We start from the raw sequence: 14838 nt of genomic DNA on the forward strand, positions 1-14838 counted from the left end.
CTAATCCCTCCATTTTTATTTATCCATTTCCTTTACAGATTTAAGAAAATCCAAAGATTTAAGATTATGATCTAAATGGTATTGAACAAAAAGCTCCATTACCATTTCTAGCTCTCTCTGAGCATATTCAGGAAGTTTTAGTTTCATTAACTGCGTGTAATTAGAAATGAGAAAACGTTTCATAATCTCTACAGTACCGCGGGAAATGTTCACTGTTCTGCCCGACATCTTTGCACCACATTCGGAACAGACAAGCCCACCAGAACCTGGGTGAAATTTTAATCTATCTTCCGAAATTAAGCCACCACATTCAAGGCAGCGATCTAACACCGGTCGAAATCCCATTAGAGTCATGGCTCTAATTTCAAAAATTCTAGTAATAAGCTCCAGATCATCCGTTTCCATCAAAAGATGTAGTGTCTTCAATAAAAGAACAAACATTGCTTCATTAGGATCTTCCTCTACAGTCAATTCCTTCACCAGATCCAATATGTAAGTTCCATACGCCATTCTCAAAAGATCTTCCCGCAATTTGCTAAAAGATTCTTTGATAGAAGTCTGACTTAATTTATCGAGACTTTTCCCGCGATAGATGAGTAAATCAGCATATGTAAATAACTGGGTTGAACTGGCCTTTGAACTCAGGGTACGACGTACCCCTTTGGCTACTACACGAATCTTTCCCCGATCCCGGGTATAATAAGTAATAATTTTGTCAGCTTCCCCCAATTCAAACTGATGTAAAACAACTCCTTCAGTTTTATAAAGTGACATGATAGATCCCGTCTCCTCTACACATTTTATACTATTTTTTCGGCATCATTTTTTAAATACCTGCTTCAAAAGTTATAAAATTTTAAAAGATGGGGATCAAATGCCAATCTTCCTTAGTGTTATCATATTCAAATTCAAAGTCTCCTATACCAGGCATATCAGCCATTTTCCAGAGTTCTATCAGTTGATTGTAATCCCGGGATTTGTTCAATTTACCCTTTTTATACCAGGTGATCAACAATAAAACCAGACCAACTGTCTGTTGAAAATTCAGATCTAAACCTTCTCCAAAAAGATATTGAGTCAATCGGTGATAACAGGATAAAAATTCAGGGTCTATACTTTCCTGTACATCAACACCCCGGATAGGTACAAAACTTACAGGAAAGCCAACCAACGGCCCCCGGTATTTTCCATCTTCCCGTAAACAAAGTTTGACAGTAACCGTAATAGCTCCAAAAAAATTAAATGGGATTAATATAATTCCATCATCAACCAATTGTTCTATCCAATCTGGGTAAATCAATCTGGTTTCTGCAGTTACAATAATTCGATCATAGGGAGCAGCTACAGGATAGCCTTTCCGACCATCACCAGCAATAACAGTAACTCCTGGATACCCTACTTCCCTCAATATTCGGGCCGCTCGCTTTGCCAGATCAGCTTCTATCTCTATTGTATAGACCAGCTCATCCTGTCCTACAATTTCTGCCATCAAAGCCGCATTATAACCAGAAGCAGTACCTATTTCCAATACTTTTAATCCCTTTTTAAGTTCTAGCGCTTCCAGCATCATTGCCATTACATGAGGCTGTGATGAAGAACTTATATTACCTTTAATCATAATTGCTCTATCTTTATATGCATCTATCGGTTCTACAAATCCCTTTAAAAAATGATGACGTTTAACATGACGAAAAGCCCGTTCAACCTCCAGATTACGAATTTTTCCTTCCTCAACCAGTGAATCAATCATAGCATCATTAAGCTGAGATAAATTATCTTTTTTAATTGTAATCCCTCCCTTTCATCTTAGTCTTTGGAAAATATATTTTTTTTAAACTAATAAAGTGATTTTACTGCAAAAAGCTAATTTTTCGCTTCAAAAAAAATTTTTCAAACTATCTAAAATTCGATTTCAGTAATTTGATTAGCTCATCACATCCTGTGATAAGGCCATTCTTTTCAATCTCACTAAGATGATTTAACGAAAAATTTCAATATTATTCAAAATTAGCTTTTTGCAGTTCAATCATAAAATAAAAATAAAAAGGAGGAAATCCCTCCTGATTAAATATTGCTGTTATTAACTTTCCTCCTCTTCTCCTGTGACAATATAAACTCCAAAATCTGTTCCAATCCGATTAGCACCAGCATCCAACATATCTACTGCCTCCTCAAAAGTCTTAATTCCACCTGATGCTTTTACACCGATCTCCCGACCTACAGTTTTTCGTATCAGGCTTACATGTTCCCCTGTTGTCCTATAAGGGCCAAATCCAGTGGAAGTAACCACAAAATCAGCTCCACCCTCAACAGCCAGTGTACAGGCTTTGATAATCTCTTCATCAGATAAATAGCTACACTCGATATTAACTTTGACCAGCGCTCCCGGGCCTAAAGAAGATACCCTTGCTGCATCAACTACAGCTTTAATGTCAGCTTTGACCAGGTCAAAGGCTCCTGATTTGAACGCCCCCAGATTCATTACCATATCAATTTCTTGAGCACCTTCTTTTACCACCTGCCGGGTCTGAAATGCTTTAGCTTCTGTGGTATTAGCACCCAGCGGATATCCAATAACAGTTGTAACTTTTACTGAAGAACCTTTAAGTAATTTAACACACATGGGAACAAATATAGGATTTACGCAAACTGAAGCAAACTTATATTTAAGAGCTTCTTTACATAATTTCTTAATATCATATACATTAGCTGTCGGTTTAAGTAAGGTATGATCAATCATTTTTGATAGGTCACGTGGTTTCATTGCCATACTTATCACTCCTTACAAAAGTACATATAAATACAATATTTTTATTCTCTGTATCCCAGTCTTTTAAGTTCATCTTCACGTTCACGCCAATCTTTCTTTACCTTAACCCAAAGATCAAGATATGTAGAAACTGCTAATAGACCCTCTATATCCTTTCTAGCCAACTGACCTATTTTTTTTAGCATTCTACCGTTTTTTCCAATAAGAATCCCTTTCTGGGAATTCCGTTCCACATAAATAGTGGCCCGGATGTACATTTTATCATTACTTCGTTCTGCCATCTCTTCAATCTCTACAGCCACTGAGTGAGGAACCTCATCCCTGGTCAGGTGAAGAACCTTTTCGCGAATAATTTCTGCTACGATAAATTGCTCTAGCTGATCGGTGATCATATCCGCTGGATAATACATTGGTCCTTCAGGTAAATATTCAACAATTGCATCTACCAGCGTATCTAAATTCTGGCCTTTAAGGGCAGAGATGGGAATTACAGGAAAACCAGAAAAACGTTCATATTCCTTAATACGTTCTGATAATTCTTTCGGAGTGATTAAATCTATTTTATTTAAAACTAAAAGAATAGGTGTCTTTATACCTTGAATTTGATTTAAAATAAACTGATCCCCTTTACCTGGAGGATATTTAGCATCTACAAGAAATAAGACCACATCAACATCATTAAGACTTTCATATGCAGTTTTTACAAGATATTCCCCCATCTTATCATGAGGCTTATGAATTCCAGGAGTATCAATAAAAACTAATTGAGCATCGTCTCTTGTTAAAACACAGTGAATCCGGTTCCGTGTTGTCTGGGGTTTATCAGATGTAATCACCATCTTTTCACCGATCAGTGCATTAATCAAAGTAGATTTACCCATATTGGGACGTCCGATCATAGTTATAAAACCGGATCGAAATCCCTCTTTTGTCTCCATCATTCCTATTTCATCTCCTTAGATTGAAAATCTTCATTGCTAAAAGCACCAGGTAAAAGCTGATCAATGGTATATTCACTCACATCCCCTTTTAAATTCCCGAGGATTACTTTCATTTTAGGATTAAACTCAGATATAACTTGACGACAGGCACCGCACGGAGGTACCGGCTTTAATGTATCAGCTACCACTGCAATGGCTTCAAATTCTTTTTCTCCTTCGGATACTGCTTTAAAAATCGCAGTCCTTTCTGCACAATTGGATAATCCATAAGAGGCATTCTCAATGTTACAGCCCTCATAAATCTTTCCATTCTTTGTTAAAAGAGCTGCCCCAACCTGAAAATTAGAATATGGTGTATATGCTTTCTTACGGGCAGATTTTGCACGCTCAAGAAGCATTTCTTTAACCTCAGTATTCATTAACTCTCCCCCCTATTGATATTCTACTTTTGTTGATAAGGGAACCACCTGAATCCAGGTCTGGCCTGGATTAATTTTCCATTCATTACCATCAGCATCTAAAAAGTGAGTCTTTTCACCCTTTTCTTTTATCCAGGTCCCTTTAAAGACAAAACCATCTTTAAAAAGAAGGGCCTTGTTAGATCCAACCAATTTCATCTCTAACCGTCCTTCGTCATCTTTAACTTTAGTATCTACATACTGAACAAAAATATTGTAGGCATATATCTTTTTTCCACCTTCCATTAAATGGGGTACACCATCAATAAAGCGTAAATAGTTTCCCTTTTTATCATCATATTTATATTCAACAGTATATCCTCCCCAATAATGTATTTTTATATCATGTGCCGGAGTGGCTTTGGCCTGATTCACAAATCCCACCGACTGATATGGAAATCTTAAGCTGATAGCATCTGAATTATAATTGGATAAAAATTCCCGGAGATAGTTTATCCCCGTATAGAGATTATGAGGTGCACGCCGTTTTGAACTTCGCCAATAATAATTTTCTGAACGGATTTGATCCAGATGGTCTATGCCTGTCGTTACAAGCATATGAAAACCTTCAGGACTGGCACCAGCATGCAAAAGAAGTGCATCATATTCCAGGGCAGTTTGAATAAAATATGGTCTTGTACTCCGGATTGGTCCTACCCGCTCAGGAAATTTCTCATAATAAAGAGCTAAAAAGCGAGTAATTCCTCCTTCCACTAAAAATTCATATACGATAGAGGCATCTTCTAATCCTGCCTGAGGTCTGGCTGCTGGAGCATTTTCTACCATTACCATAATCGGACGAGGTAGCTGAAACTCTTTCATCAACTTTCCTAAAAATGGAGCCATTTTCAACTCAACCGTTGGCCTACTTTCTATCGGATCATCATCTTCTTCTAGATCACTCTCATTGCTTTCTTTACCATTTCTAGTTTGAAACAGACTCTCTTCCTCAATATTTCTCTGTATCTTCAGATCAGACTCTACGTCATCACCAATACCTATTACAGGTTCTTCTTTTTTACCACAACCGCTTAAGACAATAATTAGAACCAGAATAAACACAATACTCAATTCAGTTTTTCCCATGAAGTTTACACCTCATTATATCTGGTTTTAGTATAAAATAGCTATTTACCCGATTTCAATACTAACTTTCTTTAATTCTATTTTTCCAATCAGGAACCAGTACACCACCTGATAAAATTAACTTAAGTCCTTCTTCAATGGTTATATTAAGATAAATTACATCCTCTTTTGGGACTAAAACTAACATTCCGGATGTTGGGTTGGGAGTTGTAGGTATAAAGATGTTCATTACTTCTACCCCTGTTCTTTCCTGTACTTCTCTAATTCCATGGCCAGTAACAAACCCCAGCTGATAAACCCCTTTACGGGGATACTCAATCATAACCACCTGTTTAAAAGCAGTAGTTGTAGTCTGGTTAAAGACAGTATCAATAATCTGCTTTACTGTGATATATATCTGTTTCACTACAGGGATTCTTACCATCAACCATTCACTTAAAGCAATCAACCTTCGTCCCAATACATTTTTAGCAAAAATACCGGCGAAGATAATCAGAGCCAGACTTAAAACCACACCCAGACCATAAATCTCTCGCCCAAATATTATTTGAATTACCGGTCGTACTACCCTATCGAGAGTGGAAAAAATAGCAAAAATAATATAAACGGTTGCAACTATAGGAAGTAATACAATTAAGCCTGTAATAAAGTAATTTCGAATTTTTCTAAGCATTATTCCTGCTCCCCCTCGACTTCAATTAAATGGTAAAATGTTGATATGTAATTTTAAAATTCGATGACCTACCATCTCCTTAACAGTAATTTTAAGTTTATCATATTCTAAAACCTCTCCTGGAACGGGAACATGCCCTAAAATGCTTAAAACCAGTCCACCCAAAGTATCATAATCCTCAGCCGGTAATGATAAATTTAAAAGATCATTCAATTCATCTACAGACATTCGGGCATCTACAACCAGTTCTTTTTCACTAATAAAATGGTAGTCCACATCTTCAACATCATATTCATCCTGAATATCACCAACAATCTCCTCAATTAAATCTTCAATAGTAACAATCCCTGCAGTTCCACCATATTCATCTAAAACAATAGCCATATGTATCCTTTTATTTCTTAATTCAGATAAAAGTTGATTTACCTTTTTGCTTTCAGGTACAAAATATGCAGTCCGCATCAAATCCTTAATAGTTACATTCCCAAATTCTTCTTTAACAAATTTCAATAAATCCTTTGCATATAACACTCCAACAATATTATCTATTGTTTTACGAAAAACAGGAATTCTGGAATGCCCTTTTGTAATAATTAAGTCAACTGCTTCTGCTAAAGGTGTATTCTCTTCAACACCAATAATATCAATTCTTGGTACCATTACCTCTCTTACAAGTGTATCATCAAATTCAAAGATAGAATGGATCATCTCTCTTTCTTCTTCTTCAATGACCCCTTCCTTTTCTCCTACATTTACAAATCGTATAATCTCATCTTCAGTAATAAACGGCTGTTTTTTATTGGGGTCACCTCCTAAAAGTCTGATGGTGATATTGGTAATTTTTATCAGAATATTAACCAGTGGATTAAAAAACATAGAGACAAACAATAAATAAGGTGCAGACCAATAAGCTACTCTCTCCGAATTTTGATTAGCAAAAGTTTTGGGAGTAATCTCACCAAAAACCAGAACTAAAATAGTCATCCCAAAAGTAGCAATCCATGGCCCTCTAATGCCAAAGAGTTCCAGAGCCAGAGTAGTGGCCAGGGCAGAGCCGGCAATATTAACTAAATTATTTCCTATAAGAATAGTAGTCAGAAGCTTTACCGGACTTTTTATCAACTTATCTACTTTAGCGGCCCGTTCATCTCCCCTTAGCATATCATGCCGGACCTTAACTTTGTTTAGTGACATTAAAGCCGTTTCTGAACCGGAAAAAAAACCAGACAGTAAGATAAAAATCCCCAAAAACCCCAATTCAACAAATTGAATTGGTTTCATTTGCCTGAGAAATCCTCCCCTCATTATAGAGGTTTTTATTTTAAAAACTGAAAAATCAGTACAGTAACCAATATACCAATTAAACCGCCGGTCACCACTTCAAATATGGAATGAATCCCACTCTCAACCCTACTCTGAGCTACTAAAAAAGCCATCAACAATACCAGGCTTGCAATCAAAGCATTGTCAGACATCAAAGCAATGGCTGTAGCCAGAGAAAATGCAATAGCACTATGCCCACTGGGCATACCTCCCCTTAAAGGCGTACCTTTTCCTTTCCATGATTTACCTAGAATTACAACAAATATAGTAACCACCAGGGAAACAAAAGTAAGATGGGTTGGTGACTGTCGAATTCGATTAAAAAGATATAGTGTAACGGGAGTCAAATCATCAACAAAGATCAGATATCCCACTATAATAGCATTAATTGCTGCAAAAAGAACTGCTCCCGCAGCCACATTTTTAGCAATCCGGGCCAACGGATGGTAACGCCGGGTATATAAATCCACCACAGCTTCTACCGCTGTATTAATCATTTCAGTAATAATTACCAGGCTGATGGTAAAAAAGAGGATCAAAAGCTCCACTTTAGAAACATCAAAAAGAATACTCAAAAATAATGCTATAAGTGCTAAAATGAAATGAATTCGCATATTTCGCTGAGTTCTTAAAGCATAAATTAAACCAGTAATGGCATAATTAAAGCTATCAATAAGTTTTCTAACTTCCATGGCTACTCCCTATAAATCCCCAGTTGATTTAAAATTTCTTCTTCTCTTTGCCGCATAAGAACCCTATCTTCTTCCTCAATATGATCATATCCAAACAAGTGGAGCATTCCATGAACGGTAAGAAAAGCCAGCTCCCGTTCAATAGAATGGCCATACTCCTCAGCCTGTTCAATAACTTTATCCATAGAAATAACTATATCCCCCAAATATTCTTCATCCATCGGAAAAGAAAGAACATCTGTGGGAGCATTAATCTGCCGGTATTTAGCATTTAATTTCTGTATCTCAGCATTATTAGTGATAAGAATACTCACTTCTAAAGCATCTTTTCTATCTTCCACATCCGCTGCATGCTGAACAACTTTCCTGACCAGATCTTCAAGTTCAGGTGTAAATGCCTCGATATTATGGTTATTTATGAGAATCTCCATTGACTACCTGCACTCCTTTCATTTCCCGGGCAATATTCTCAGGATATTCAATACGATAGTGGTAAATTCCGGTTAAAACTTTGGTAAAACTAGTAGCAATCTTATCCAAATCCTTTAAAGTAAGGTCACATTCATCTAACTGTCCTTCTTCAAGTTTTTTACGAATTAATTCTCTGACTAGACCTTCAATTCTGTTATGATTTGAACGATTAAATCCCTTCGACCGGACAGCAGCTTCGGTAATATCTGCCAACATTATCAAAGCTGCTTCCCTGGTCTGGGGTTTTGGACCCTCATATCTAAACTCGTCTTCGTTGACATTTTCATATTTCTCATCTTTTAATGCTTCCTGATAGAAAAATGAAATCAAATTAGTTCCATGATGCTGTTGGATGATATCAATTATTGGTTTTGGTAATTTATATTTTTTTGCCATCTCAACTCCATCTTTAACATGTGATTTAATAATCAAAGTACTCAATCCCGGTGATAACTTATCATGGGGATTTTCACCACCGAATTGATTATCACTAAAAAAATAAGGTCTTTTTATCTTCCCAATATCATGATAATATGCGCCAACCCGGGCCAGCAAAGAATCGGCCCCCACTTTATCTGCCGCAGCCTCTACCAGATTTCCTACCAGAATACTATGATGATAAGTGCCCGGTGCTTCCATTAATAATTTTTTCAAAAGGGGTTGATTAGGATTAGCTAATTCCAGAAGCTTAACTGCTGAGGTAATTCCAAAAACATTTTCCAGATAAGGTAATAAACCATTAGTCATAATTGCAGCTAATATACCATTTATTATGCCCCAACTAGTAAATTTTAAAACCTCAACCCAATTTAACGGTTGGGTCAAACTATATGCAAAAATCGTCAATGCAGCAGCTCCGCTGACAAAGAAACCAGCCCGAACCAGATCAGAGCGTTGACTTACTTCCGAAACGCTGAAGACCCCTGTTATACCGCTAACCAACAAAACAGCCCCGACAGAAGCATCTCCTCCGGTAATAATAACAATCAAAAAACTGAGTACAGTTGTAAATACAATTGCTATCATTGAATCGAGAAGTATAGAAATCAAAATGGAAACGGCTGCAATTGGTACCAGATATCCGGTATTACTTAACCTGAAGAGAGTAAATAACTTCGCAATTATAAGGATTAAAATTGAAAGTAATCCCAATAAAAGAAGGGAATTCTCATCCTTAAATAATTTGGGATGATACTGATATAAATAGTATATGGTTACTGCCATTAAAATGAAAATAATAACAATCAACCCACTTATGGTTCGAAAGTTAATCTGAGGTCGCCTAAGTCCTAATGCTTCTAAAATAGCAATATCCTCTTCTGTAACCACATTACCAGAGCGAATGATAATCTCACCCTGCTTTATTGTTCTTTCCACCGGTGCTACTTTTGCCATAGCTTCTTCCTGTCGACGGCGGGTCTCTTCAACATCCAGCACAAGGTTAGGCTGAACCACCTGGTCAGCAATAGTAGTAAGCAATCCTTTAATAGGAGTAGAATAATTGGTATTTTCAATATTCATGGCAATCTTTGTCTTAATATTCTCTAGATAGGATGGTTGAATCCCTTTATCCAGATAGCTTAAAATAAGTTCTTTCAAATATTTTTCCAGATTATCCAATGTTTCAGGATCCTGTTTTAAGGCCAGTTCTATCTCTTCAGGTGAAATCTCAAAGTCCACTTCCCGCTGAATCATCTTTACCTTCTCTTCAAAGGTCAAAGGGGATACATCTCCAGAAATTTGACTGATTTCATTTGGAGGTATTTCAAGTTCTTGATATTTGCGGATTATATTAAAAAATCCCCTAATATCATTCTGAACCTTTCGGCTAATTGCCGGATCGGTTCTCCATACTTTTATAACTTCCTCTGCTGCTTTCTGCTTCATCTCTTGAGTTTTCTTTTTATCCACATAAGTGGTTGTAATAGGTGCTACTATATCCTGCCTTGCCACCTCTCCTACTTCCAATTTAACAGCATTGGGGATAAAATCAATGGTCATTATTAAAGTAATACTTAAGAAAATTCCTAAAGCCAGGACACTCCGCCGAATTTTTGAGTTTTGAATGACTTCAGAAGCAAAAATACGTTTAAAACTTTTTTTTAAATCGAGCAAAAATGACATCCTTCTCATCTCCCATTTTGCTTACTCTTTTTTGCTCTCTTTTCATATTCTTCGTAAGCATTTAAAATTTCTTGAACTAATCTATGGCGAACCACATCCTGACCGGTTAAATAAACAAATTCTATTCCACTAATATTTTTCAGGATATTTTGAACCAAAGCCAGTCCAGATTTTTTATGTCGTGGCAAATCTATCTGTGTAATATCTCCGGTCACAACAGCTTTGGAATGATATCCCAATCTGGTCAAAAACATTTTCATCTGTTCAGGAGTGGTATTCTGTGCTTCATCCATAATTACAAAACAATCGTCTAAAGTTCGCCCCCGCATATAAGCAAGGGGAGCAACTTCAATTATATCTTTATCCAGATACTGCTGTACTTTTTCAGAACCTAAAATATCATATAATGCATCATAAAGTGGTCTTAAATATGGATCTACCTTTCTCTGCAAATCTCCCGGCAAAAATCCCAGCCGCTCACCTGCTTCAATAGCAGGTCTGGTTAAAATAATCCGGCTTACCCTCCTGTTTAAAAGAGCATTAACAGCCATAACCATAGCCAGATAGGTCTTACCTGTACCCGCAGGGCCAATACCAAAAACAATATCATTCTTCCTAATAGCATCTACATACCGCTTCTGGCCCTTAGTTTTAGGTCTTATCTTCTTACCCCGATAAGTAACCTGTATAATATCATCATGCAGGTCACTTAATTTAGCATCTTCCTCTTTTTGATAAATTTGAATAGCATATCTTAAATCTCCTTCTGTAAGATAGTTTCCTTTTTCTATAATATCACTCAATTCTTTTAAAAGCCTATGCACTGTCTCGACTTCTTTAATATCATCACCCATGATAACAATTTGATTTCCTCTAGCTGCTAATCTTACATCAAAAGCATCTTCAATCATCAGTAAGTTTCGATCATTTTGGCCAAAAAGTTGTAAAGCATCTTCATTGCTATCAATCAGAAATAAGCGTTGAATCAATTATCCTTCCTCCTTCACTTCCCTGGATAAAGGTTTTGCAATATCTTCTTCAACTTCCAGAAGTACCTTTACCCTTACTATATTATTTTCCTTCTTACCATCGTCTATTATAAATGATTTTGACTGAATAATTATAGCATCTGATGAAAGAGAATTCAATATTGACCTTAACGCTTCATCTTTAGCTAAAAAGATAGCAGTATCCCGGGTACGTTTTTCTTTATAGATTACCGTTTCTATATATTCTTCCTTAATTATTTCGATAGGAAGGGTCATATTCCTCCATAAAGAGAATGATTTAACCCTTTTTTCAACTTGATAATGTTGATAATTTATCTTCCGCGGCCCCGAAAGATGAAAAATTTTAGAACCAATCTTCAGTTGAACAATTTTTTCCCGTTTACCGGTCGGCCATTCTTCCACTACCGTTATAGGAGCTTCTCCATATCCTTCATACCAGACCCGTGCTTTAACAATTCCCCTGGCTGATTCAGGTTCTTCATCAGCAGGTGGTAAATAAGGCGGCAAATTTCCCTCATAATCAGGTTCAGCAAAGGTCTCATACCTATTAGCCGCTTTAATCAAAAGTTGACCTGCTTTAACCGTATCCCCTTCTTTGACAACCGGTTTTCCATGAAGAACAATTAACTGGGTAATAACTCCTGAGCGAGCAGCAATGATATCAGTCAGACTCTCTTTCTTGATTAATTTTTTCTCCACAATCTTTATTTGTAATTTGGTTCCCTGTAAAGAAGCATCAACCCAAGAAATTTCCTTCAAATCTATTAATATAGTCCTTTCAAGACGGCTTAAATTCACATGATTTAATAACATTCCCCGTCTGATTCCGGATTTTAAAATCAATTTTTTTATTTCTTCTGTAGTAACCCGTTTATTCCCCTCAATTTCAATAAACCATAGAAAAGAAGAAAACGCTTTGAGCAAAATAAAAAAAAACAATATTCCAATGATCATAGCTTTCCGACGTCCGATCCGAAACTTGATAAAAGGCAGTCCCTTTTTTTTATAAATCCGTGCTGTACATTTACGATACCTGATCAATGGACGCAGACGATAATAATCCCCAGCATTCATTTTAAAGCGGAAACCATGCGTAATCCTCCGAATATCCCAGAGTTCAATGCCAAAATTACTCATTTTATTTAACAACCTCTCTAAAGCATTTCCTTTAAGTTCCACCACCACATAACCTTTAATATAGCGCCAGATAGCTTTAATCACGCTTGAATCACCTCTTCACCTAAAGACAAACCGGTGATCTCACCTCTTATTTGAATCTCTTCATCGGAAATACTCTCAATCACTAAATTTCGCCCGATAAGTAGTATTTCTCCTTTTTGCAATCGAATACGGATCCGTTCACGACCATATTCTAAAACTCCCCGATGATTCTCCAGAATAAGAGATTTGCCTCCCACCATCATTATCAAAGGTAATTTAAGTATTACTTCCGGTGGAAGGCCAAAAGTATTTATGAAGCGATCTGTAAAACGCTTTTTAATTCCCATAGTACTTTCCCCCTTTGCTACTACTATTAACTCTATGCGGGGGAGAAGTAAATAATTCTAAAAGCCTGTAAGTTAGTCTGTGGGATTATTAATCGATTGAAAGTTATCACTTTTTAAGTCAATGTATAATTTTCCGTCAGTTCCTAATTGAGCTAAATTGACTTCTTCAACACTATTTACCTGCTGTGCCCTTAATTGATCTTTTAACCACTGGACATCTAAATTATTTTGTTCTAAATTCTGGTATATAATTTTTCCATCAATTATCAATTCCGTTGGAAGTCCCTCATACTTAGTATCAAGATTAAGATCTTTCGGTGTAACAGGTCGATTTTGACTTTTGGGTAAAACACTAATCTTCCCATCTGTCTCCATTAGAGCAAATTCTACATCTGAAACTTTAAAAATATTTTTTTCTCTAAGCTGTTTCATTAAATCATCCAAAGTCAGGCGCAATTTACTTAAATTTTCTTCTAAAATCTTGCCATTTTGAATCAAAAGAGTCGGTTCACCTTCGATAATCTTTCTTCCTTTTCTGAATTTTAGTGAAATGAAACTCAATGATAAAGAATAAACTGTCCATAGAAATAATGCAAGAAAGATTGGCCCTGGATTACTTTTTAGATCAATCGTCAATGCAGCTGCTAAAGTACCAATAGTAATTCCAATAATATAATCAAAATAGGTTAGATTTGAGATCAATTTTTTAGCCAATACCCTGGTAAAGAAAAATAATATAATAAATGAAAAAGTTGCTCTTAAAAAAACTTCTGAATAAGCAGACATAATTTATGGCTTTTACCCTCCTTTTTCACTTTTTATTTCTGTTCTTTAGTGGCAAAGAAAAGCTCACCTTTTGTATTCAAACTGGCAAAAACCACATCTTCCACAGATTGAACTCCCTGTTTTCGTAACTGATCACGGAGCCACTCTTCAGTTAGATTAATCTCTAACAGATTTTTATGATTGATCTTGCCATCCATAATCAACGGAGTCGGCAACCCCTCATAAGAAGTTGGAATTCCCAAATCTTCTGGAGTAACAGGTCGTTTCTGGCTTTTAGGCATCACACTTAGTTGACCGGAAGTCTCAAGAATTGCAAATTCTACATCACTAATATCAAAAATATTTTTTTTCCTCAGGCTTTCTAAAATGTCATTAATATTGCATCGGGCCTTTTTCATCTCTTTTGTCTGTATCTTACCATTTTTAATAAGAATAGATGGTGAACCATTTATCCATCTACGAATAGTCTCATTCTTCAGTGTCAAATAAGATAAGAGAATCTGTAAGATTACCAGAATAACTATGGGAAGAATTCCATTGATAATGGGAATTGATTCGTCTTCCATTGGAATTGCTGCCAATTCAGCAATCATAATGGCAACTACAAAATCAAAAGGAGAAAGCTGACCCAATTCCCGTTTTCCCATAATTCTGATCATAACAAGTAAAAGAAAATACAAAAAGAAAGTACGGAAAATGATGATTAAAAATTTCATTTATTTTTTCCTCCTTTTACTGTTTAAGCCTCAAATTATAAACACTGCAGGTAATCTTTTGTCACTTTCACCACCATACCTGTAATATTTCCTGTAGCAAAAAGTACTACACTTCTAATGAGTAATCTCCCTTCATCCTCAGGATTACCGTATTTTTTGTAGAATCCAAGAATGATTTTACTGCAAAAAGCTAATTTTTCACTTCAAAAGAAATTTTTCGAACCATCTAAAGTTCGATTTCAGTCGAAATAAGGCACACTAATCAATGAGCCCTCCTGGC

General features: G+C 36.2%; 16 protein-coding genes. All 16 read right to left on the reverse strand.

Translation table 11 applies throughout. From position 1 onward, the window contains the following. Nucleotides 1–15: 15 nt before the first annotated feature. A complete protein-coding gene (gene recO, locus BBF96_RS07020) occupies nt 16–774 on the reverse strand; it encodes a DNA repair protein RecO (protein WP_127016479.1) in 759 nt (252 codons plus the stop codon). 82 nt (nt 775–856) lie between these two features. Beyond that, nucleotides 857–1750: a protein-L-isoaspartate O-methyltransferase family protein gene (locus tag BBF96_RS07025; protein ID WP_127016480.1), complete on the reverse strand. Its 894-nt coding sequence runs from the start codon at nt 1748–1750 to the stop codon at nt 857–859. 330 nt (nt 1751–2080) lie between these two features. Then, nucleotides 2081–2770: a deoxyribose-phosphate aldolase gene (gene deoC / locus BBF96_RS07030; protein WP_127016481.1), complete on the reverse strand. Its 690-nt coding sequence runs from the start codon at nt 2768–2770 to the stop codon at nt 2081–2083. A 41-nt stretch (nt 2771–2811) separates the two neighbouring features. After that, nucleotides 2812–3711 carry a GTPase Era gene (era, locus tag BBF96_RS07035; RefSeq protein ID WP_127016482.1) on the reverse strand — a complete coding sequence of 300 codons (900 nt, stop codon included), beginning with the start codon at nt 3709–3711 and terminating at the stop codon, nt 2812–2814. 2 nt (nt 3712–3713) lie between these two features. Then, a complete protein-coding gene (locus BBF96_RS07040) occupies nt 3714–4130 on the reverse strand; it encodes a cytidine deaminase (protein ID WP_127016483.1) in 417 nt (138 codons plus the stop codon). A 12-nt stretch (nt 4131–4142) separates the two neighbouring features. Beyond that, the gene (locus tag BBF96_RS07045; RefSeq protein WP_127016484.1) at nt 4143–5255 is read right to left on the reverse strand and encodes a DUF3048 domain-containing protein; all 1113 of its coding nucleotides are present in this window, start codon (nt 5253–5255) and stop codon (nt 4143–4145) included. A 61-nt stretch (nt 5256–5316) separates the two neighbouring features. Then, nucleotides 5317–5928: a DUF502 domain-containing protein gene (locus BBF96_RS07050; protein ID WP_127016485.1), complete on the reverse strand. Its 612-nt coding sequence runs from the start codon at nt 5926–5928 to the stop codon at nt 5317–5319. A gap of 21 nt (nt 5929–5949) precedes the next feature. Continuing rightward, the gene (locus BBF96_RS07055) at nt 5950–7209 is read right to left on the reverse strand and encodes a hemolysin family protein (RefSeq protein WP_127016486.1); all 1260 of its coding nucleotides are present in this window, start codon (nt 7207–7209) and stop codon (nt 5950–5952) included. Between the two features lie 35 nt (nt 7210–7244). After that, nucleotides 7245–7943: a diacylglycerol kinase gene (locus BBF96_RS07060; protein ID WP_127016487.1), complete on the reverse strand. Its 699-nt coding sequence runs from the start codon at nt 7941–7943 to the stop codon at nt 7245–7247. A gap of 2 nt (nt 7944–7945) precedes the next feature. Continuing rightward, nucleotides 7946–8374: an rRNA maturation RNase YbeY gene (ybeY, locus tag BBF96_RS07065; protein ID WP_127016488.1), complete on the reverse strand. Its 429-nt coding sequence runs from the start codon at nt 8372–8374 to the stop codon at nt 7946–7948. Continuing rightward, nucleotides 8355–10538 (reverse strand): HD family phosphohydrolase, encoded by a 2184-nt coding sequence (locus tag BBF96_RS07070; RefSeq protein ID WP_127016489.1) that lies wholly within the window; start codon nt 10536–10538, stop codon nt 8355–8357. The genes ybeY and BBF96_RS07070 overlap by 20 nt, the downstream gene beginning before the upstream one ends. Nucleotides 10539–10543: 5 nt before the next feature. Next, a complete protein-coding gene (locus tag BBF96_RS07075) occupies nt 10544–11527 on the reverse strand; it encodes a PhoH family protein (protein ID WP_127016490.1) in 984 nt (327 codons plus the stop codon). After that, nucleotides 11528–12769, reverse strand: a complete 1242-nt coding sequence (gene yqfD / locus BBF96_RS07080) for a sporulation protein YqfD (RefSeq protein WP_127016491.1) — start codon at nt 12767–12769, stop codon at nt 11528–11530. It lies immediately after the preceding gene. Further along, the gene (gene yqfC, locus BBF96_RS07085) at nt 12766–13056 is read right to left on the reverse strand and encodes a sporulation protein YqfC (protein WP_127016492.1); all 291 of its coding nucleotides are present in this window, start codon (nt 13054–13056) and stop codon (nt 12766–12768) included. The genes yqfD and yqfC overlap by 4 nt, the downstream gene beginning before the upstream one ends. Nucleotides 13057–13128: 72 nt before the next feature. Beyond that, on the reverse strand, nt 13129–13842 hold the full coding sequence (locus BBF96_RS07090; protein WP_127016493.1) for a YetF domain-containing protein: 714 nt from the start codon (nt 13840–13842) through the stop codon (nt 13129–13131). A 32-nt stretch (nt 13843–13874) separates the two neighbouring features. Beyond that, a complete protein-coding gene (locus BBF96_RS07095; protein ID WP_127016494.1) occupies nt 13875–14558 on the reverse strand; it encodes a YetF domain-containing protein in 684 nt (227 codons plus the stop codon). Nucleotides 14559–14838: the final 280 nt, after the last annotated feature.

The sequence above is a fragment of the Anoxybacter fermentans genome (assembly GCF_003991135.1).
Classification (GTDB): domain Bacteria; phylum Bacillota; class Halanaerobiia; order DY22613; family DY22613; genus Anoxybacter; species Anoxybacter fermentans.